Annotated in this window: 18 protein-coding genes; 12 read left to right on the top strand and 6 right to left on the bottom strand. The window is 70.9% G+C overall.

From position 1 onward, the window contains the following. Positions 1-32 precede the first annotated feature (32 nt). The 7 genes from ACWCRB_RS27215 to ACWCRB_RS27245 all read left to right on the top strand — a co-directional run bounded on the left by ACWCRB_RS27215 (position 33) and on the right by ACWCRB_RS27245 (position 7,747). Positions 33-1,082, top strand: a complete 1,050-nt coding sequence (locus tag ACWCRB_RS27215; RefSeq protein WP_450998545.1) for a LacI family DNA-binding transcriptional regulator — start codon at positions 33-35, stop codon at positions 1,080-1,082. A 281-nt stretch (positions 1,083-1,363) separates the two neighbouring features. Further along, positions 1,364-4,450 carry a FlgD immunoglobulin-like domain containing protein gene (locus ACWCRB_RS27220; protein ID WP_450998546.1) on the top strand — a complete coding sequence of 1,029 codons (3,087 nt, stop codon included), beginning with the start codon at positions 1,364-1,366 and terminating at the stop codon, positions 4,448-4,450. Between the two features lie 157 nt (positions 4,451-4,607). Next, complete coding sequence (locus ACWCRB_RS27225; RefSeq protein ID WP_450998570.1) at positions 4,608-5,420, top strand: thioesterase family protein; 813 nt, start codon at positions 4,608-4,610, stop codon at positions 5,418-5,420. A gap of 214 nt (positions 5,421-5,634) precedes the next feature. After that, positions 5,635-6,570, top strand: a complete 936-nt coding sequence (locus tag ACWCRB_RS27230) for a trypsin-like serine peptidase (protein WP_450998547.1) — start codon at positions 5,635-5,637, stop codon at positions 6,568-6,570. After that, positions 6,567-6,848 (top strand): carboxypeptidase-like regulatory domain-containing protein, encoded by a 282-nt coding sequence (locus ACWCRB_RS27235; RefSeq protein ID WP_369034807.1) that lies wholly within the window; start codon positions 6,567-6,569, stop codon positions 6,846-6,848. The genes ACWCRB_RS27230 and ACWCRB_RS27235 overlap by 4 nt, the downstream gene beginning before the upstream one ends. Before the next feature lie 72 nt (positions 6,849-6,920). Continuing rightward, positions 6,921-7,322 carry a hypothetical protein gene (locus ACWCRB_RS27240; RefSeq protein WP_450998548.1) on the top strand — a complete coding sequence of 134 codons (402 nt, stop codon included), beginning with the start codon at positions 6,921-6,923 and terminating at the stop codon, positions 7,320-7,322. A gap of 2 nt (positions 7,323-7,324) precedes the next feature. Beyond that, positions 7,325-7,747, top strand: a complete 423-nt coding sequence (locus ACWCRB_RS27245) for a DUF1036 domain-containing protein (protein WP_369034809.1) — start codon at positions 7,325-7,327, stop codon at positions 7,745-7,747. A gap of 73 nt (positions 7,748-7,820) precedes the next feature. Here the strand turns inward: ACWCRB_RS27245 and ACWCRB_RS27250 are convergent, their stop codons facing one another. Continuing rightward, entirely contained in the window at positions 7,821-8,069 is a 249-nt protein-coding gene (locus ACWCRB_RS27250) for a hypothetical protein (protein ID WP_450998549.1), read from the bottom strand. Further along, positions 8,066-9,400 carry a S8 family peptidase gene (locus ACWCRB_RS27255; protein ID WP_450998550.1) on the bottom strand — a complete coding sequence of 445 codons (1,335 nt, stop codon included), beginning with the start codon at positions 9,398-9,400 and terminating at the stop codon, positions 8,066-8,068. The genes ACWCRB_RS27250 and ACWCRB_RS27255 overlap by 4 nt, the downstream gene beginning before the upstream one ends. Positions 9,401-9,797: 397 nt before the next feature. Between ACWCRB_RS27255 and ACWCRB_RS27260 the strand changes: the two genes are divergently transcribed. The 3 genes from ACWCRB_RS27260 to ACWCRB_RS27270 all read left to right on the top strand — a co-directional run bounded on the left by ACWCRB_RS27260 (position 9,798) and on the right by ACWCRB_RS27270 (position 12,735). Beyond that, positions 9,798-10,115, top strand: a complete 318-nt coding sequence (locus ACWCRB_RS27260) for a hypothetical protein (RefSeq protein ID WP_450998551.1) — start codon at positions 9,798-9,800, stop codon at positions 10,113-10,115. Further along, positions 10,115-11,575: a M14 family zinc carboxypeptidase gene (locus tag ACWCRB_RS27265; protein WP_450998552.1), complete on the top strand. Its 1,461-nt coding sequence runs from the start codon at positions 10,115-10,117 to the stop codon at positions 11,573-11,575. The genes ACWCRB_RS27260 and ACWCRB_RS27265 overlap by 1 nt, the downstream gene beginning before the upstream one ends. Before the next feature lie 167 nt (positions 11,576-11,742). Beyond that, positions 11,743-12,735 carry an expansin EXLX1 family cellulose-binding protein gene (locus ACWCRB_RS27270; RefSeq protein WP_450998553.1) on the top strand — a complete coding sequence of 331 codons (993 nt, stop codon included), beginning with the start codon at positions 11,743-11,745 and terminating at the stop codon, positions 12,733-12,735. Positions 12,736-12,753: 18 nt separating this feature from the next. Here the strand turns inward: ACWCRB_RS27270 and ACWCRB_RS27275 are convergent, their stop codons facing one another. Together ACWCRB_RS27275 and ACWCRB_RS27280 are read right to left on the bottom strand one after the other, a co-directional pair. Then, positions 12,754-13,635 carry an LLM class flavin-dependent oxidoreductase gene (locus tag ACWCRB_RS27275; protein WP_450998554.1) on the bottom strand — a complete coding sequence of 294 codons (882 nt, stop codon included), beginning with the start codon at positions 13,633-13,635 and terminating at the stop codon, positions 12,754-12,756. A gap of 43 nt (positions 13,636-13,678) precedes the next feature. Further along, the gene (locus ACWCRB_RS27280; protein WP_450998555.1) at positions 13,679-14,764 is read right to left on the bottom strand and encodes a glycoside hydrolase family 5 protein; all 1,086 of its coding nucleotides are present in this window, start codon (positions 14,762-14,764) and stop codon (positions 13,679-13,681) included. Positions 14,765-14,982: 218 nt separating this feature from the next. On the opposite strand from ACWCRB_RS27280, the gene ACWCRB_RS27285 reads away from it, so the two are divergent. Next, on the top strand, positions 14,983-15,870 hold the full coding sequence (locus tag ACWCRB_RS27285) for a hypothetical protein (RefSeq protein WP_450998556.1): 888 nt from the start codon (positions 14,983-14,985) through the stop codon (positions 15,868-15,870). Positions 15,871-15,906: 36 nt separating this feature from the next. Here ACWCRB_RS27285 and ACWCRB_RS27290 read toward each other — a convergent pair whose 3' ends face one another. Both ACWCRB_RS27290 and ACWCRB_RS27295 read right to left on the bottom strand, forming a co-directional pair. Continuing rightward, the gene (locus ACWCRB_RS27290) at positions 15,907-17,280 is read right to left on the bottom strand and encodes an HEXXH motif domain-containing protein (RefSeq protein WP_450998557.1); all 1,374 of its coding nucleotides are present in this window, start codon (positions 17,278-17,280) and stop codon (positions 15,907-15,909) included. Continuing rightward, positions 17,277-18,647, bottom strand: coding sequence for an FxsB family cyclophane-forming radical SAM/SPASM peptide maturase (locus ACWCRB_RS27295; RefSeq protein WP_450998558.1), 1,371 nt, complete (start codon positions 18,645-18,647; stop codon positions 17,277-17,279). The genes ACWCRB_RS27290 and ACWCRB_RS27295 overlap by 4 nt, the downstream gene beginning before the upstream one ends. 219 nt (positions 18,648-18,866) lie before the next feature. Here ACWCRB_RS27295 and fxsA point away from each other — a divergent pair, with 219 nt between their 5' ends. Beyond that, complete coding sequence (fxsA, locus tag ACWCRB_RS27300) at positions 18,867-19,091, top strand: FxSxx-COOH cyclophane-containing RiPP peptide (protein ID WP_235479352.1); 225 nt, start codon at positions 18,867-18,869, stop codon at positions 19,089-19,091. Positions 19,092-19,231: the final 140 nt, after the last annotated feature.

Consider the following 19,231-nt stretch of genomic DNA (forward strand, 5'->3'; position numbering starts at 1 on the left):
GGGATCGATTTCATGATCGGGGGTGGGCCGCGGTGGCAGTCACCTTGGACCAGGTTGCCGAGGCGGCGGGGGTCTCCAAGAGCACGGCCTCGCGGGTGCTGAGCGGGTCGAGCCGGGTCAGTGCGCAGACGAAGCGCGCGGTGCAGTCCGCGGCGGAACGCCTCGGCTACCGCCCGAACCGGATCGCCAGCGGACTGCGCACGCGACGCAGCAACCTCATAGGGCTGGTGATCACCAACCTGGTCAACGCCTCCTTCCACACCATTACCGGGGTGCTCCAGCAGCGGCTGGACGAGTGCGGCTACCAGGTGCTGCTGTGCGTCACCGACTCCGACCCGGTGCGCGAACGCCGTTACCTGGACATGCTGTTGGACCACCGCGTCGACGGCCTGATCATCGTGGGCACCGGCGACAACACCGCGACGGTCCGGCAGGTGAGCGAGGCCGGTATCCCGGTCGTCAACCTGATGCGTACACCCGACGGCGCTCCCGGTGACTCCGTGATGGCCGGCGACCGGGAAGGCGCCGAACTGGCCGTCCAGCACCTGCTCGACCTCGGACACCGGCGCATCGCCTTCATCGGAGGCCCGGCGGGCGTCGACTCGGGACGCGACCGTTACGCGGGGTTCGCCGCCGCCCTGGGTGCCGCCGGACTCGAACCCGATCCCGTCCTGTGCGCGCGTGGCCCGTACACGGTGCCGTTCGGCGCGGAGGCGGCCTTGCGGGTGATGGGCGCGGACGACCCGCCCACGGCGTTGTACAGCGCCAACCACGAAGCGACGTTCGGGGCGCTCGGCTCCCTGGTGCAGCTCGGGGTCCGGGTGCCGGAGCAGCTCTCCCTCGTGTGCCACGAGGAGGCGCCCTGGTTCCCGTACTGGCACCCGCCGATCACCGTCGTCGACAACGGCGCCCGCGACCTCGGCGAACTGGCCGCGGAGCAGATCCTGCGCCGCATCGACAGCCGCTCCGACAACGGCCGTTCTGACAGCGACCCCGGTCCGGAGGGCGTCGGCCGGCTCATCCGCGTCGGTTCCCGGCTGGTGGTACGCAGCTCGACCACGCCTCCGCGTCTGCCCGGATGAGGGCCGGCTCTTCGGCCGGCCGACCTGTCGGCTCCTGCGCTACCGCCCGGGTGTTGTGCCGTACTCGCGCTTGAACGCCCTGGCGAAGGTGGACGAGGAGCCTCTGCGTGTCGGAAGTGCGATCCGCCGGGAGTGAGTTCGAGTCCATGGGTGCCTCCCGTACAACGTCTTCCCCTCGGCGTGCGTCTGACGGGGCGGCATGGGTTGGTGGGGCCGTTCCTGACGGTCGTCGCGGCGCGGTGCCGGTGCTTTGACCGGGAGGACCGATGGGGGTGGGACGCGTGAGACGCACGACTCTGCGTACGGTGTCGAGGGGGAGACGGGCGAGGGGTGGGGTCGTCTCGGGGGCGGTGGTCCTGGCCGTGGTGGCCGGGCTGTTGCAGTTCGCGTCGCCGGCGGCCGTCGCCGCGGGCAGCGGGGACATGCCGACCGCCACGCTGACCGGTGCGCACCGGGTGGCGCCCCGGCAGGCGGGGCTGGCCGCGGCGGACGACACCGGCTATCTGTCCGTACGGGATGCGCATGTGTCCGCAACCCCGGCGACGTGGGTCGGGCGCGACGGCTCGACCAGGGAATATCCGCGCCACGCGTATGCGTACGCCTACAACGGCGGCCTCGGGCTGGAGAGGGCCGAGGGGACGACGAACGTGTATCTGATCCGGAACTACGCCACCGGCGCGGCGACGCGGTTCTTCGTGCCGGCCGGTTACCGGGCCACGTCTGTCTTCGCCGAGAACCGTCTGTTGGTCGCCCGTCCGGTCGACGGGAAGTGGACGCTCGTCCTGCTGGAGATGCCGGCGGGCGGTGGGCAGCCGGTCGAGCGGCCGGTGACCGGCGTCGCGGACGACTTCCGCGGGTACGTCCTCGACCAGGGGCTGGACGCGCGCGGGGCCGCGTTCTGGTACAAGCCCGACAGCGGCGCCGGCGGGCGCACCGCGCTGCTCGACTTCGACACCGCCACGTTGACGTACGTGCCGAGCGACAAGTTCCTGTACCTGGAATACCCGCACCTGGCCGGCGACAAGGTGCTCTTCTACGCGCTCGACAAGGACGTCCAGACCGCGCACCTGTACGTCATCGACCGCGATCGTCCGCAGGACCCCGGGCAGCTCGTCGACCTTCCGCGAGCCGCCCTCCGCGAGGCTCGCGTGATCGGCGACTGGGTGCTGTACCCCGAGACCACCAAGGGTCCGATCCGCGCCGTGCCGGTGACCGGCGGCGCGGCGCGTACGCTGCTGACCGCCTCGAACGGTTCCTTCGCCGACGGTGACGACGGCAGCCTCTTCATCGAGGGCGGTACGGACGCGGACCACTGGGCCGTCCAGCAGGTCACCCTGGGCACGGACGGGCTCCCGGTCGTCGAGCCGGTGTCGCCGCTGCCGCCGGTCTCGGTGTACGAGGCCGGTGGCGTCGCGGTCGACCAGGGGCGGGTGCTCCTCGGCACCGAGAAGGCGAACGCGCCCGACCCGGACTCCGGCACCGATCTCACCGCGTCCGCGCTCTCCCTTGCGGCCGACGGCACACTGACCGCCGCACCGCCGCAGAATCTGGGCGACCTCGGGTACGACGTGCCCGACCCCGCGTACACCTACCACGTCGACTGCTACGAGGAGTGCCTGCGGCTCGTCGGCACGGGGGAGGGCGACGTCGCCCGCCCGCAGTACAGGGTGTCTGCGTTCCTGGCCGCGTCCGGCTCGTACACGGTGGTCCGGACGACCCGGGGTACACAGGAGGTGCGGGACGGGAGCAAGGTGCTGGCCACCGGCTCCTGGCCGGCCGTCGCCCTGTGGGGGAACACCCTGTGGACGACCGCGACCGACGCGAACGGCGCGACCTGGTTCAACCGGTTCTCGCTGCCGTCGATGCGGAAGCTGGAGAGCATTCCGCTCGCCGCCTGCCTGCCGACCGATCTGCAGGTGGTGGGCCGGTACGTCTACTGGTCCTGCGGGCCGGACGGCCGCGCGGGCGTCTACGACCAGGAGAGATACGCGCTGCAGGAGGTACCGCAGGGCTACGCGCGGCTGGGCGACGGCTATCTGGTCTCCCAGGACGACGAGGCCGGCAAGCTGCTGATCACCTACCTGCGGGGCGCGGTTCCGGCCGATCGGGTCGGTACGGAGGAACTCGGGCCGCTGCCGTCCCCGGCGTACGCGCCCGCCGATCTGCGCGGCCGGTACTGGGACGTGGACCGGTTCGGCGGTCCGGTCGCCTACTCGACGGCGTCGGGTGACGTGACGGTGAAGTGGCCGCAGTTGGCCGCCTCCCCGCTCACGGCGACCGACGCGACCGTCCCCACCTCGGTCGATCTGCGCGAGGGCACCCACTTCCAGGGCGTCTGGCATCTGAACAGGCCGGCCGTGGGCTGGAAGCTGACGGTCGCCACCTCCGCCGGGGCTGTCGTACGGACCGTCACCGGCGGCCCGGTGCACGGGAAGCTGACCGCGACCTGGGACGGGCGCGCCGAGAACGGGGCGCTGGTCCGCACCGGCACGTACAGGGTGACCCTGACGGCCAGTACCCCGAGTGAGACGTCGGCGGACACGGATACGGCCACGGACACGTGGACGACGATCTACGACAAGTCGCTGTCGGTACGGTCGCTGGAGCGCCATGACTTCGGCCGGGACGGCATCGGTGACCTGCTCACCTTCGACAGCGCGGGCCGACTTGCCATTCAGCCCGGCACCGGGCGCGGCACCATCGACAGCGCGCACAAGGCCCTGGCCGGCGGCTGGCCCACCTCGTCGGCCTTCGTGCCGTTCGGTGATCTGAGCGGCGACTCGTGCAACGACCTTCTCGTCCGGGATTCGGGAGGGCGGCTGAGCCGGTACGACGGCACCTGCGGCAGGGCGTTCACACCGAAGACCCCGCCGCGCCGTGTGATCGGCACCGGGTTCGGCGGGTACGACGTGCTGACCTCCCCTGGGGACATCACCGGGGACGGTCGCGCCGATCTGGTCGCCCGTGACAAGGCGGGTGTGCTGTGGCGGTACGCCGCCGACGGCAAGGGCGGTCTGGCCGCGCGGGTCAAGCTGGTCGCGGGCCAGGGTGGCTACACCCGTCTCGTCGGCGCCGGTGACCTGAACGGCGACGCCATCGGTGACATGGTCGGTCTGGACCGTGCGGGCGTGCTGTGGCGCTGGCTCGGCAACGGCAAGGGTGCCTTCGGTGCCCGGGTCCGGATCGCGGGCGGGATCAGCGTCAATGCCCTGGCCGTACCCGGCGATCTGACCGGCGACGGCCGTCCTGACCTTCTCGGCCGGGACAGCAAGGGCGCCCTGTGGCGCTGGAACGGGACGGCGGCCGCCACCTTCGGCACGAAGGCGCGGATCGCCACCGGCTGGAGCGGCTACACCGGCCTGTACTGAGCCTCTCCGCCCCTCTCCACCGGGCCCGGCCGCGACTCTCCCCGCGGCCGGGCCCGGTCGTTGTCGTGCGTTGGCCCGGGGTGATGATGAAGAGATGACAGACCCCCGCGAGCGCACCGACGGCCAGGCTCGCGAACAGTCCGAGGAGAAACGCACGTTGAACACCGGCACCCCGGCCCCCGGCAGCTACTACGAGCGCATCGACGAGCACCGCTACAAGCCGACGGTCCACGCGGGCGGGGCCTGGGCCCCGGACGAGCAGCACTTCAGCCCGCTCGGCGGCCTGGTCGTCCACGCCATCGACCGTCATCTGGCCGCGCGGCCGGACTCCGGTCTCGTCATGGCCCGGATCAGCTACGACATCCTGGGCCGGCTCGCCCTCGACGAGTGCGAGATCCGGGTGGAGACCGTCCGGCCCGGCCGCACCATCGAGCTGATCGAAGCGGTGGTGCTCATAGCGGGCCGCCCGGTGGTCCGGGCCCGCGCCTGGCTCCTCGCCGTCCTCGACACCTCCACCGTCGCCGGCGGCCCCGACGACCGGCTCACCCCTCCCGAGGCGCTCACTCCGTGGCCGATGACGGAGCTGTGGCCCGGCGGGTACATCGCCTCGCTGGACTTCCGTACGCTCGCACCGCCCCGGCCGGGCCGGACGACGGCCTGGGTCTCCACCCGCCTCGCCCTGGTCGACGGCGAGCCCAGCAGCCCGCTCGCGTCCTACGTCTCCCTCGTCGACACCGCCAACGGGATCGCCGTACGACAGCCGCCCACCGCCTGGATGTTCCCCAACGTCGATCTGACCATCCACCTCCACCGCATGCCCGAAGGCCCCTGGACCGGCCTGGACACCACCGTCACCTTCGGACCCACCGGCCAGGGCCTCACCAGCAGCGTCCTGCCCGACATCCATGGCCCGGTCGGCCAGGCGGAGCAGATCCTCACCGTGCGGCCGATCCCCGGTACCGGGTCCTGAGCGCCGACCCCCCTCGTGGACGCCGATGCCGGATCACCTGAATAGGCCTATCGTGGCTATTAGGGGAGTTTGTGCGGGTGTGGGCCGAGATGGTGCCGCGGTACGGCACCGTCGGGCAGAGCCCTGCCGTACCTTTCCCGATCCTTCCGGCCGTCCACCGGCAGCCGCCGGCGGACCGTGGCGCGTCGGCATCCCCAAGGGAGGAACCACGGACATGACAGGTGATCAGCACACCGCTGTGTCGAACCAGCCCGAAGAACTCTCCGCTCTCGCCGCGGAGCAGCCGGTCTTCCGCAGCCCGTCGGAGGGCGTGGCGGGAACACCCGCCCCGCCGGGTTCGGTCGACGGTCTGGAGGACGTGGAGGGTTACCGGCGCCCGGAGTACGACGCGCTCTCCGCCGAGGTGTGGACGGCGCCGACCGTCGTCCTGCCCGACATCGGTGAGGCGTCGTTCGGCCCCGCGCACCCGGTGGTCGAGACCGTTCACCCACCGGACGACCGGGTCCAGATCACGAACACGGCGATCTATCCGTGGCGGGCGCACGCGTCGCTGCTCATCACCGCCGCGGACAACTCCCGGTGGATCGGCACCGCGTGGTTCATCGGTCCGCACACGCTCGCGACGGCCGGTCACGTGGTGTACATCAAGGGCAGCGGTGTGGACGGACGCGACGGGTGGGTCAAGAGCATCCAGGTCATGCCAGGGCGCAACGGGACGACACTGCCGTACGGCTCTGTCACCAGTACCAACTTCCGCTCGGTGACGGGCTGGACCGGGTCCGGGGACGAGAACTACGACTACGGCGCCATCATCATCCCCACGGAACTGGGCTCCACCACCGGATGGTTCGGCTTCGGGGCCTGGCCCGACGCGGATCTGCTCAAGTCCGTCGCCAACATCTCCGGGTACCCGGGGGACAAACCCCCTGGGACGCAGTGGTACGACGGCCGTGGCATCAGCTCGGTGAACCCGTTGAAGGTGTACTACGACATCGACACGGCGGGCGGACAGAGCGGCAGCGCGGTGTACCGCATCGTCGACGGCGGTCGCTACGGCATCGCCGTGCACGCCTACGGCGGGGCGACCGCCAACTCCGGTACCAGGATCACCAGGCCTGTCTACGACAACCTGTCGAACTGGACCGCATGACCGACGGCCGGCGCGGTGACGAGCCGGTACGCCTGATCACCGGAGTGGTGCGGGACGTGACCGGCAACCCCGTTCCGGACGCCAGCGTGTACCTCACCGGCGGACCTGAGCCGTACCCCGACATCGCCGTGCTGTCCGCCGCCGACGGGAGTTTCACGCTCGCCGTCCGCGCCGACGGCGTCTACACCGTCCAGTGCCGCACACCGGACGGCGGCGTCTCGGAGGCGAGCGTGACCGCACGCGGCGATCGACCGGCCCAGGCACTGCTCCGCGTCTGAGGCCGGGGTGTCCCCACACCCCGCACGCACTTCCCCACCACCTGTCGAGCCGATGGACACGAGGAGGAAGAGATGAGCGACAACGCCTTGCGAAAGCAGCCCGACCCCACCGGCGACTTCGCCATCGAGACATCGCCGCAGCGAACCGACACCGATCTGTGGGCGGCGTTCCACGCGGCTCAGGGCGCCGGTTCCCCGACGGGCACCGGCTCCGAGCCCACGACGGACGAGGTCCTTCCGCCGGGCGACGAGCACCTAGATCCGCGCCCGTTGCGGCAGCGGTTCCAGGCGCCGCAGGAGTCCGACGGGGAACGGCAGACGGACCCGACGTCCGCCTTCGGCGGCGCCCCGGTCACGTCCGCCGCCGGTGGGACCGAGGGGACCGACGGGATGTCGGACCACCAACTCCCTCCGGGGGACGGGTCCGTCGACCGGACACCGCTCCGCATCAGGTTCCAGGAAGGAGAACGTTGATCATGGAACTTCGCATCCGCAACCGATACCACCTCACCGTCTCCACCGCCATCCTCTTCTTCAGCCCCGACACCTGCGCCGAATACGGCCGTTGGGGAACGCGCGGCTGGTGGAACATCCCGCCCGGTGGAGAGGCGTACGTCCTCGACACGGACAACACCTGGTCGTACATCTACGGAGAAGCCGCCGACGGCACACTCTGGACCGACGTGAACGGCCCGCAGATCTACGTCCGTCAGCAGGCGTTCCGGTCCTGCCTGCTGATCGGCGACACCCAGAGCCGGTTGGTCGGCACGGTCAAGGTCCGGTCCGGTGTCGTCAACCTCAACCCGCCGACCAGAGCCGTCACGGCACTCCCGGCCGCCGTCTCCGGCGGGCTCGAGGTGTCCGCCTCCGGCCCGGCGGGGCTCGCGGGACGACACTGACAGACACTGACCGATCGGCCACACGAACACGCCCTGAACCGGGGGGTGTTCGTGTGGCCGATCGGTCTCGGACTCACTGGATGGGGGAGTCGGGCGGGGGGAGGCCGATGGCGCGGTCGCGGTCCACGGATTCGACGCCGTCGACCGCCCTCAGAGCCGCGATCCGGTCCTCGGCGATGGTCCCGGACAGTGTGCCGAGGATCGGCTGCTCGCCCGTGACGGTCAACCCGGCCCCTCGCGCGGCCTCGACGACGTCCGCGAACCGGTCGGGGTCAACCGCGAGGATGACTCCGACCGGTTCGGACCGCGTGGACCCGTTCACGGGGCCTGGAGCAGACCCGCGCCGACGTCCTCGACGGGCTGCGCCAGCGGGAACGCGCCGGAGAGGAGGGCGGCCCTGAGGTCGGCCGCGGTGGCACCGGGATTGGCCTCGGCGAGCAGGGCGACGACACCCGCGACGTGCGGTGTGGCCATGCTGGTACCCGACATCGACTGGTACCCGCCACCAGGGGCGGCCGAGTGCACATCCCTGCCCGGTGCGGCGATGTTGATCTCGCCGCCCGCGCCGTTGATCGCGCCGCAGGAGAAGAACGACGTCGTGAGTGCCTTGTCCACCGAGGCCACCGCGAGGATGGACGGGCAGTTGGCGGGTCGGCCGACGGGGTCCGTACGCTGGGGCCGTCGGCTTTCGTTGCCCGCGGCGGCGACGATCAGTGTCCCGCGCTCGAGCGCGCGCTGGGCCAGCTTCTCGTACGTCTGGGGGAAGAGTTCACCAGGCCGGACCGGAGCGCCGAGTGACATGGAGATCACCCGTGCGCCGCGGGCGACGGCCCAGGCCATGCCCGCCAGGATCTGGCCGTCGGAGCCGCTGCCCGCGTTGCTGAGCACCTTCCCGGCAAGGATCCGGGCCTCGGTCGCCACCCCGTAGCGGGGTCCCTGCTGGGGGCTGGCGGGGCCGGCGGCGGTGCCGATGCAGTGCGTGCCGTGGCCGTGGCCGTCCTCGACGCTCTCGCCGGGCACGAAGGAGGCCGTCTCCTCGATGCGCCCGACCAGGTCCGGGTGGTCGGTGTCCACACCGGTGTCGAGGACGGCGATCTTCACATCGCGTCCCGTCAGAGTGGACAGGCTGGCCCGGATGGCCTGGAGGCCCCAGGTCGACTTCTCCTCGTCGGAGGCCGGCCCCTGCGCGGCGGCCATCTCGGCGTTGGTCTGCCTTGCGACCACTTCCTCGTCGCTGCGGTAGGCCGGGTAGAACTCGGTCGGTGCCCTGTGCGGGGCGGTGATCACCGAGGCATAGACCATGCGCTCGGGCTCGGCCGCCAGGATCGAGGGATCGGCCTCGGCCGTGGTCACCAGCGAGAGGCGCTGATCGGCCCGCACCTCGACGACGGCGGCGCCGAGTTCCTCGAACTGCACCGAGACGCCGGGGTTCTCGAGGAGTGCGGCGACGTTGGCGGTCTCGGTTCCCCGGACGCGCTCCACGGGCGCGATGTCGGCGGCGGAACGCAGTGCGTTGAGCCCGCTCTCCTGGTTGCTCGGGTCGAGCAGGACCACATACCGGCCGGTGTACTCCGAGCCCCGGCCTGATGGGGTGCCGTTGTTACGGTCCGGCTGCTCGCCGAAGGCGTGCCTGTCCAAGGGTCCGTTCGCCATGGGATTTCCCGCTCTCTGTGTGCTTCCCCGGGTCGGTGGACGCGCGCCGATGCACACGGCAGCGCCAGGCTCCACGGATCGTGGGGCAGGGGTGGGGGTGGTGGGGGGCGCGGTTCGGCCGCTCGTCGACGGGGGACCCGTCGCCCACGGGGCTCTCTCTGCCGGGCCGTTGTCCCGGAAGTGCCCTCCTGTCCACCGTCGCACCGGGTGCAGGGGCCCGCAACACGGCGCCGCTCCAGCCGTTCCGGAGGCGTCGACTGCCCGCTGTGGCACCGGATTTGACAGCGGACCGACCCCGTCCCAGTATCGAAAGGGGTGGTGTTTTGTCGGATTTGATTGATTTCTATGGGATCTCAGCAGTCCTGGTGACAGACGGACACGCACCGAGGAGACGGACATGAACGAACCGTCCGAACGCCCACAGCAGAACCCCACCGTGCGCTTCGACGCCACGGTCCACCCCAGTCCGACGAACCGTGATCTCCTCGGCGTCGCCGACCTCGATCTGGACCGGATCCCCGATCCGGAGGGCGACGTCCGGGTGGTCGTCACCGCGGACGAGTGCAGTCGTCTGCTGGAGAGCGGCTACGAAGTCCGTCTGCATGCCGAGGTGCCCGTGCGGCCTCTCGCCGCCGAACTCGTGGAAGACGACGACTCGGTGAGGGCCTGGCTGGATGAGCGTGTCCAGGGCATCGAGCGGTCCGGAGGTGTGTGATGTATCGAACGGTCCCCCAACTCGACTCGGTGACCTCGCTGCTCGCCACGTGGTTCCCGCAACTGTGCACGAGGACCCGACTGCCCGAGCGCTCCGTCCAGGGCCGCCCGGTGTTCGCCCTGCGGCTGCGGGCCGGCGAGGGCGGAAACCGGCGTGGTGTCCTGTTCGTGGGCGGCACCCACGCGCGCGAGCTGATGAACCCGGACGCCCTGGTGGAATTCTCCGTCGACCTCGTCGTGAGTTATCTGACGGGTACCGACATCGTGTACGGCGGCCGTACCTGGAAGGCCGAGGACGTCAAGCTCGTCCTGGAGAGCCTCGACCTCTGGTTCGTTCCCTGCTCCAACCCCGACGGCCGCACCAAGGTGCTGACCGTCGACAACATGTGGCGCAAGAACCTCCGTGACAACCCGGGGACGCCGTGCGACGGGGTCGACCTCAACCGCAACGCGGACATCCTCTGGGGAGTGACGGAGGGCCAGACCTCGTGCAGCCCCTGCACGGACATCTACGTCGGGGCCGACAGGTTCTCCGAGCCGGAGACCCGTAACGTCAAGCACCTGCTGGACACGGAGACCATCCACACGTTCGCGGACGTGCACTCGTTCTCGGAGCTCGTCCTGTATCCGTGGGGCCACGCCCACAACCAGACCAGCGATCCGGCACAGCGGTTCACGGGCCTGCCCACCGGAACCTGCGAGCCCATCGGAATTCCGGGCTACGAGGAGTACATCACCCCCCAGGACCTGCTCCGTTTCACCACGGTCGCGCAACGGCTCGTCGACGCGATCGCCGCGGTACGCGGGAGCGCGTACACGCCGCAGACGGGCCGGGCGCTGTACGCCACCACCGGCACCCAGGGCGACTACGTCTACAGCCGCCACATCGCGGATCCCGCGCTGGGCAAGACATACGGCTTCACCATCGAGACGGGCCCGCGGGTCGGCAGCGTGGAGGACTCCTTCCACCCGCCGGACCCCACCCTCATCAAGCTCGACACCAAAGCGGGCCTGCTGGCCCTCGCCCAGCAGAGCATCTGCGCCTTCGACCTGATCGGCCTGAAGCTGCTCACCAGCCGGATCGAGGTGGACGCGCTGCGCCGGGTCCGTGACGACGTGCTCGCGAGCACCGAGGCGGGCCGTGAGTGGATCACCCTTGTCGAACGGGTGGAACTGCCCGTCGCCTCCCTGGTGTTCACCGACGAGGGTCTGGCAGCCCGGGCCGCCACGCTGATCGAACACGCGGGGAAGCTGTTCGAGGACGAGAAGTCCGTCGTCGCTGACGAGGACGTCGACCTGGGACGCGCCCTGCTTGCCGAACTCGCCGAGCGGGCCGGAGCCGAGGACGCCCAGGTGCGCACCGATCTGGAAGCTGTCGGCGCTGCTCTGGAGCAGGCGAGAGGGGTGCCGTCGGCCGACGTGCTGAAGCAACTGGTGAGCCGGGGGCCGCTGCGGAACTGAGCAGGTCCTTCCAGTCGTTCGAGCGCGTCGAGGAGGACGGCGCGCTCGAGTGATTTCCGAAACCCCGGCAACCTTTTCGGGCGCGGTGGAGACTATGGGCCGGAAGCTGCCTCAACTGGAGCCTCGCATCGAGCACATGATCTCCGGACCAGGTAAGGACCTCTGCCGTGGCGTCCCGTTCTTCGCGTCGTTCTCCGCGCCCTCCCCTCCATCGGCGGCGGGGCGTTCTCGTCTGTGCCTCCGTGGCGGCTGTCGCGCTCGTCATATCCCTGGTCATGGCTCTGCGGCCCGGCCGTGAGGCCGACGACGGATACGGGGCGGCCTCGTCCGCCGCCGGCGCCCGGGTGATCGCGCCGCCCACCGCTTCGCCGAAGCCGACACCGTCCCCGACGCCCTCCGCCACGCGGTCCGCGTCCCCGAAAGCCACGACGAAGGCCACCCCGGCGGCCACTCGGACCGCCGCCGCGGCCCCGAAGCCGTCGGCCGCCGCCACCCGTGCCGCCGCCGCTCCCAAGCCGGCCTCCGGTGCGGCCCCCCTGGCGGGGCGGATCAAGCCCGGCGTCGACTACACGGGCGTCGCCACCTTCTACGGTGCCGGGAACGGCGACGGCCACGCCTGCTCGTACGGGCCGAGCGCCGACGTCATGACCGCCGCGATGAACACCACCGACTACGAGACGTCCATGGCGTGCGGGGCGTACATCCTCGTCCGTGCGGCGAGCGGCGCGTCCGTCACCGTCCGGATCACCAACGAGTGCCCGGGGGACTGCGCACCCGGCCACGTCGACCTCAGCGCCCAGGCCTTCGCCAAGATCGCCGATCCCGTGGCCGGCCGGATCCCGATCACCTGGAGCCTGCTGAGCCCCGCGAACGCCGACACCCTCTCCGTCCGCTACAAGACGGGGTCCAGCCAGTACTGGTGCGGTATCCAGGTCATCGGCCACCGCAATCCGCTGGCGCGCCTCGAAGTCCGTACCAGCGGCGGCAGTTGGGTCCGGCTGGCGCGTACCGAGTACAACTACTTCCTCTCCGAGCAGGGCAGCGGATGCGGTGGCGCGATCAGGATCAGTGACATCTACGGGGAGCAGCTGACGCTCGACGGGATCGCGGTACGGCCCGATGTCGTGCAGCCGACCCGCGTCCAGTTCGCCGCCCACTGACCCGGCACCGGCAGTTGCTCAGCGGCCCAACGCCCGCAGTACGGACTCCAGTTGGCTCAGCGGTTCCGCGCCGACGATCCGGAGTACGACCGTGTCAGCGCCGGCCGTCGACAGTGCGCCGATGTCCTCGGCGGCCTCCGAGGCGGTGCCGGAGACGGTGAACACGTCCTCCTGCGGGCGGCCCAGCCAGTCGCCGTGGCCCTCGGTGTGCGGGTGCAGGGTGCGTGCCACGTCGTCGGGGTCGTCGCCGACGTAGCAGAACGCCAGTACCGTCAGGGTGTGTTCGGGGCCCGCGCCGCCCTTCGCGGTCAGTGCCCGGGTGTTCTCCAGGTCGCTCGGTCCGTGGCCCTCGGCGATCAGGGTGCCGTCCGCGACCCGGCCGGACAGCTCCAGCGAACGGGGTCGCACCACCCCGGCGACCACCGGGGGCGGTTCGGTGGGCGGGTGCACCAAGTGGACGCCGTCCAGGCGCACTTCACGACCCGTCAGTTCCACGCGCTCCCCGCGCAGCAGGGCGCGTACGGAGGTGATCGTCTCCTCCAGCAGGGCCAGCGGCGAACGGGGTGCGACGCCGACCGAGGTCATCCACTCCCGTATCCCGTGGCCGATCCCGGCGACGAGCCGGCCCGGGAACACCCGGGCCAGCGTGGCCAGTTCCATGGCGAGGAGTGCCGGGCTGCGCAGCGGAGCGGGGGCGATCCCGATGCCCACCCGCAGCCGCTCCGTCGCGCCGAGCGCCACGGCGGCCGCCGACACACCGCCGTTCCAGCCGAGGTCCTCGACCACCCACAGGTCGTCCACACCGAGGGCCTCGGCCCGCCGCGCGAATCCGGGCAGCCCTTCCGGGGCCCAGTCGCGGTCGTACATCACACCGATCCGGAGGTTCGTCGGGCTCGTCATTTCCCGAACCTATGGTCCCGGCCGGTGCGGATCAACGAGGTATTCAGTCCTGGACGGGCTTGCCCCGGCCCCAGCCCCAGGCGAGACGGTCGGCGCCGGACTGGTTGGTGGTGGCCAGCCAGGGGCGGTCGGTGGTGCCCGTCAGGGTCTGGATCGAGTACATGTCGTCCGTGCGCAGGCCGGGCCAGTAGACGGAGCCCATCTTCAGCTCGCGGAAGGTGTCGGTGACGGCCTGCATGAAGTTGATGAAGTTGTTGTCGGGGGTCTTCTTGTTGTAGTCGAGGCCCGTCGTCATGAAGGCCCCGAACTCGTCGGCCACCGTCCGGTTCGCGCAGCTGCCGATGCGCTCCTTCAGGTCGGCCACCCACTGGTCGTAGGTCGCGTACTCCTTCCAGAAGCCGTAGTGGTGCAGCGAGAGGTAGGTGCCCTTCAGGCGCGGGTCGGCGCAGACGGACGTGACGTGGTCGTTGTAGCCGGCGCCGCTGACGAACACCTGGTTGCGCGGAACGGACTTGTACGTCGCGAGCCACTTCGCCGCGATGTCCGCCCACTCGGTCTCGGTGTAGCCGTGCGGCTCGTTCATCGGCTCGAAGTAGACGTGCCTGTCGTTCTTGTACGCCTTGACGACCCTGTCCCACATGGGCCAGTAGGTGGCCGTGTCGTCGATGAAGCCGTCCTTCTGGGCGCCGGTGCCCTCCCAGTAGGAGACGATCACCTTGAAACCCTTGTCCGACGCCGCGTCGATGACCCCTCGGTACGACTTCCAGTAGGCGCCGTTGACCGTGTACGGGTTGATCGGCAGCCGCACCGTGTTGGCGCCGAGGTTCGCGCGGAACGCCGAGATGATCCGGCTCGACTTGGCGTACGTCTGGGCGTAGGTGTCGGAGGTCGACAGACCCGACAGCTGGAGCAGGTCGTCGGCGAAGTTGTCGCGCGGGTCCGCCCAGTTGACGCCCTTGAACTGGGTCGTGTCTCTGGCCAGGCCGTCGGAGGCGGAGGCGGAGGGGGCGGAGGCGGAGGCGGGGGCCGCGGCGACCGCCGTGCCGCTGGTCGCGGCGATGGCGAGTGCTACGAGTGCGGCGCGCAGTCGGGGGGAGGAGGGGCGGATGCCGCCGAGGATATTGCGCATCAACTAGCCCTTTCGCATGCCGGTCAGAGGACCGAGGGGGGCGATGTTTACGTAAACATCGCGGCGCCGGAATCGTGGCACCCGGCACAGAGATCGTCAAGGTTTCCGACGTGTAACGCGTGTGCCTGTGTCACCCGTTCGGCTCACCGGTTTTCCCGTCGGCTCAGGGGATGTGGATCAATCTCCTTCCGGAATGCGGAAAGAGAGGTGCGGGCGAAGTGCTGGATCTGTTCGACTCCACGCGGGTGTGTGTCTCGGCGCCGTACTACGCGCTCGACGATCTGCGCGTTCTGGCTCCCGGGTACGCCGAGGCCCTCGTTCCCTGCCAACGCCCCACCGGGCAGCAGGAGTTGTCGATCTCCGCCGCCGATGCGGGGCGTCGGCTGGCCGTGCTGGGGATGTGCGCGGCGGAGTCGTTGCGGGCATCGGAGGCGTCGGGGGAGGAGGTGTCGTCGTACTACCTCGCGCGTTCCCTGTACGCGGAGTACGCACCCCTCTCCGCTTGGCCGGAGGACGCGATGACCCTGGTCGCCGAGGCCGGCGCGGGCTTCCACGGCTGCCGTCGCGCCTTTGCCGACGCCCGGCTGACCGGCGAGTTCAGCGACGACACCTATGTGTCCGCGCGGGTCGAGTACGACGTACTGCCCGCCGCGGTCTTCGAGCGGATGGTCCCGACCCAGCCGATTCCGGCCCGGGCCCCGACTCCGGCCTCGGTTGTGGGTTCCCGTACGTCCGGGCCTCCGTCGCCCGCCCTGGCCGGTGTCTCGTACGACAACTGCCGTGTGTCCGCCGGGATGTTGATCACCCCTGAGCTGTGCGCGGGCCATTTCGACGGTCGGCCGGTGCTTCCGCTGACCGTGGCCGCGGCGGGGCTGACCGCGCTCGTGGACCATGTCGTCGACGGCATGACCGGGGGGTACGCACAGCGCTGGGCGCCACGGGCGATGTCCGTGCGGGCCGACCGGATGGCGGGGGCGGGGGAGTGGGCGGTGCTCGGCGGGATCGGGGAGTTCCGGGAACACGGGATCAGGTTCAGGGGAGAGGTACGGGTTCGGGGGGAGGTGGTGAGCACGCTTGTGCTGGACGTGCTGGTGAGCGATGGGTGACAGGGCGCGCGGCAGTTGTCGTACGAGACACCGGCCTCACGCCGACAGCCTTCGGGCCGCGTTTCCGTTCCTGTTCCGCCAGGCCGTGCGGTGGGCGTGGGCCGCTGATTCGGCGTGGTGCAGGGCCGGGGCGGGGACCGGCAGGGCGCACAGGGTGTCCAGGGTGGTCAGCATGTGCTCGGCGAAGCGGTGGCCGAGGGGTGTGAGGCGGCCGGAGGACAGGGTGACGGTGGTCGCCTCGTGGGCGGCCAGGCGCCAGCGGGCGAACTGGGCGTGCGCGGTGGCGCGCAGCGCCGGGTCGGGTTCTGTCTCCCGGCGGCGCTCCCAGAAGAGGGCGACGCCCAGATGCGCGTACGCACCGTGGAACAGGCCGGGCAGGGGGCGCGGGTCGGGGCGCCAGGGGGCGTAGAACCGCTCGGGGCCGCCCGGTTCGAACAGGTCGAAGAGGTGGAGCAGCGCCGCCAGCTTGTTGTGCTGCAACTCGTGCGTGAGCGTCACCGCGAGGCCCGTCGCCGAGGTCGGCGGGGACAGGGCCATGCAGCCGAAGGTCTCGGCACTGCTGCCGCTTCTGTTGCCGTGGCCGGGGCGGGTCAACGGCACCAACAGGTGTGGTCCGGCGGCCAGTTCGGCGTACACCCCGGGATGGTCCGCCCGGAGTAGCCGGCACGCGTCCTGGGCGTGCGCGGCCCAGCGGCGTGCCTCGGTGGCGCCGAGACCTTCCGGGTGGGGTGCCGAGTGGGGGAAGCAGGGTGGGTCGAGGGTGTCGAGGAGGAGCGGGGCGCCGCCGTCGAGGGTGGTGAGGAGGTGGGGGCCGTGCCAACAGGCGGTGGTGCCAGGGGAGTTGGGCAATGGGGCTTCGGTGTGCGGGAGTCCGGGTACCGTCACCGTGCCGCCCGGGCCCGTGACGCGGCAGTGGTCTGCCCCGTCGATGTGCACCTCTGCGCGGTCGCCGGGGTGTGCGTCGGGGAAGTGGGCCCGGCCCAGGGACGGCAGGGCCAGCCAGGGGCCGGTGAGCGGTAGTTCGGTCCGGGTGGTCGGTAGGCCCGCGCGGGCCGCCGCCGATACGGCGAGGGCGGTGAACCAGTGGACGGGGGGCGGGAGTTGGCCGTCCGGGTTGCGCAGGTGGGCCAGCAGGCCGAACAGGGCGGGGCCTGCCGAGGGGTGGGTCAGGACTGCCGTCGCCGCGTCGGGGGCGGTGCGGGTGGCGTCTGTGAACAGGGTCCAGGCGTGTTCGGTCGTTTCGGCGATCTCGCCGCCGGTTTTCCGTGCCGCCACGGTCACGGCGTACGCGCAGGCGAGGCGTCTGCTGTGTTCGGTGCGGGTCAGTAGGTGCAGGGCTTGTGCGCCGCCGGCGCCTGTGGCGATCGCGTCGAACAGGGCGGCCGGGATCCGGTGCGGGGGTGGGGTCATCGGGGCGCCATTGAGCTCGGGGGGTTCTGTGCGTTGGCGGGTGCGGGTTCGTCGTGGCTTGTCGCGCAGTTCCCCGCGCCCCTTTGGGGCGCGTCTGCCCTGGCGTCCGATGAACTGGGGCCCCTGTGCCCGGCCCCTTCTGGCACCCTTCGCCCTCGTGCCCCCAAGTCCGCGTCAAGGCGCCCCCGCACGCGCCCGATCAGCTCCGTCAGGTCCGCGCAGTACACGCTCGGGTTGGCGAAGCCTGTGGCTGGGGCGTAGCGGGTGGCGTAGTGGCCGCCGCCGCAGACCCGGTGGAGGGGGCAGGCTCGGCAGGTGGTGGGCAGGGCGGCCGCGCCCCATTGGCGGGCCGCTATGCCGGGGTGGAGGAGCAGGGTGTCGAAGGAGTGGTGGTGGATGTCCAGGCCGGTGCGGGCGGCGCCGTCGTATGCGGTGCGCAGGGTGTCGTCCTGGGTGAGGGAGCCGTCCGTGTCCACCACGGCGTAGCGGACCGGGGACAGGCCCAGTGCCTCCGTCTGCGGGGTCGCGCCGACGAGCAGGGCCAGGAGGTTGTCCAGGAGGCGGACCGAGGTCTCCTTGGTCCGTGCGCCGTACCAGCGTTCGAAGACCGCCCACAGCCAGTCCGCGTACGGAGTGCGTCGGCCGGTCGGGTCCAGGCCAGGCGGCGGGGTTCGCCAATTGCCCAGCGGGAGAAGGAAGTCGACCGCCGGGGGGTGGTGCGCCAGCAAGGCCTCGTACGTGCGTATCGGGTCGTTGCGCAGGTCGATCGTGCACAACAGGGCGCCGAACAAGGGGCGGTGGCGCTCGGTCGAAAGGCGGCGCAGGGCTGCCTCCACCCGGGCGTGGCTGCCCCGGCCGTCGGCGCTCCGGCGGTGGCGGTCGTGGGCCGCGCGGGTGCCGTCCGTGCTCACGCCGATCCGTACGCCCAACTCGCCCAGCAGGTCCAGGCGTTGCTCGGTCAGGCGGAGGCCGTTGGTCTGCAGGGTCATGTGCAGGCGTACTCCGTCGCCTGCCGTCGTGCGCAGGGTGCGTACCGTCCGGGTCAGTGCCTCGTCGCCCATCAGGAGCGGTTCGCCGCCGTGCAGGACCACGCCCGCCTCGGTCGTCCCGTGCGCGGACAGGTGCTCCGCGATGCGTTCGGCCGTGCGGGTCAGGGTCGCCGGGGTCATCGTGCGTGGCTGGGAGCGCCAACTCTGGTCGTGCGAGCGGTACATGTAGCAGTAGTCGCAGGCCAGGTCGCAGCGGCTGTGCACCTTGAGGACGAAGGAGTGCAGCGGAGACGGCACCCAGCCCGCCGCCCGGCGCGCCGCCACGTCGGCAGCCCTCGGCCAGGGCGGTTCGGCGCGGTGCGGTGGCGGTCGGCTCATCCGCTTCCCCCGGCGCACTCTGTTCGGCGTTCGACCAGTATTTCGGTCAGTATTCGCGCGGGGAAACTTCAGCGTCAACATCATGAATGAGCCAACCAAGGTCGACTGGACGGAAGTTGAGGGACGCTCATGGTCTCCGGCGCCTGCCGTAGGGGCAGTTGGCGGCGCTACGCTGGAAGACCGTCCCGAGATCCTCCGACACCCCATGGAGTGACCTGCATGGCAGTCGCCGACGGCACCGCCCCCACCGGGGCGGGTACAGGAGCGGGAGCGGGCGAAAGCCCGGAGCCCGAGGTCGAGTCGGTCGTTCTCGACCTCGCCGCCCTGCCGCCCGAGGACATCGAGGCCCTGCCCGACTCGGTGCTCGGCGCCCTGCTGCGCCGGGTGTACGACAGCTGTGCCGAGGGCAACCCCTTCGTCACCGGGCACAGCGAGAGCGTATGAGACGCGGGGCGCGCGTCGTGGCACGCGGGAGGGGGGCGGACGCCGTCAGTCAGGTGTGCGGAGTCCTATACTGGCGCTCCCTGAATGCGCCCTTTGTTCGCTTTGCTCCGCTCATCCCCTTTATTTCCCTTGTTCACCGC

The sequence above is a fragment of the Streptomyces sp. NPDC002156 genome (genome assembly GCF_053593675.1).

Bases quoted from the DNA above. Each gene is read 5' to 3' on its own strand.
- ACWCRB_RS27230 (WP_450998547.1), top strand. From the start codon at position 5,635: ATGACAGGTGATCAGCACACCGCTGTGTCGAACCAGCCCGAAGAACTC.
- ACWCRB_RS27235 (WP_369034807.1), top strand. From the start codon at position 6,567: ATGACCGACGGCCGGCGCGGTGACGAGCCGGTACGCCTGATCACCGGA.
- ACWCRB_RS27240 (WP_450998548.1), top strand. From the start codon at position 6,921: ATGAGCGACAACGCCTTGCGAAAGCAGCCCGACCCCACCGGCGACTTC.
- ACWCRB_RS27245 (WP_369034809.1), top strand. From the start codon at position 7,325: ATGGAACTTCGCATCCGCAACCGATACCACCTCACCGTCTCCACCGCC.
- ACWCRB_RS27255 (WP_450998550.1), bottom strand. From the start codon at position 9,400: ATGGCGAACGGACCCTTGGACAGGCACGCCTTCGGCGAGCAGCCGGAC.
- ACWCRB_RS27260 (WP_450998551.1), top strand. From the start codon at position 9,798: ATGAACGAACCGTCCGAACGCCCACAGCAGAACCCCACCGTGCGCTTC.
- ACWCRB_RS27265 (WP_450998552.1), top strand. From the start codon at position 10,115: ATGTATCGAACGGTCCCCCAACTCGACTCGGTGACCTCGCTGCTCGCC.
- ACWCRB_RS27275 (WP_450998554.1), bottom strand. From the start codon at position 13,635: ATGACGAGCCCGACGAACCTCCGGATCGGTGTGATGTACGACCGCGAC.
- ACWCRB_RS27280 (WP_450998555.1), bottom strand. From the start codon at position 14,764: ATGCGCAATATCCTCGGCGGCATCCGCCCCTCCTCCCCCCGACTGCGC.
- ACWCRB_RS27290 (WP_450998557.1), bottom strand. From the start codon at position 17,280: ATGACCCCACCCCCGCACCGGATCCCGGCCGCCCTGTTCGACGCGATC.
- ACWCRB_RS27295 (WP_450998558.1), bottom strand. From the start codon at position 18,647: ATGAGCCGACCGCCACCGCACCGCGCCGAACCGCCCTGGCCGAGGGCT.
- fxsA (WP_235479352.1), top strand. From the start codon at position 18,867: ATGGCAGTCGCCGACGGCACCGCCCCCACCGGGGCGGGTACAGGAGCG.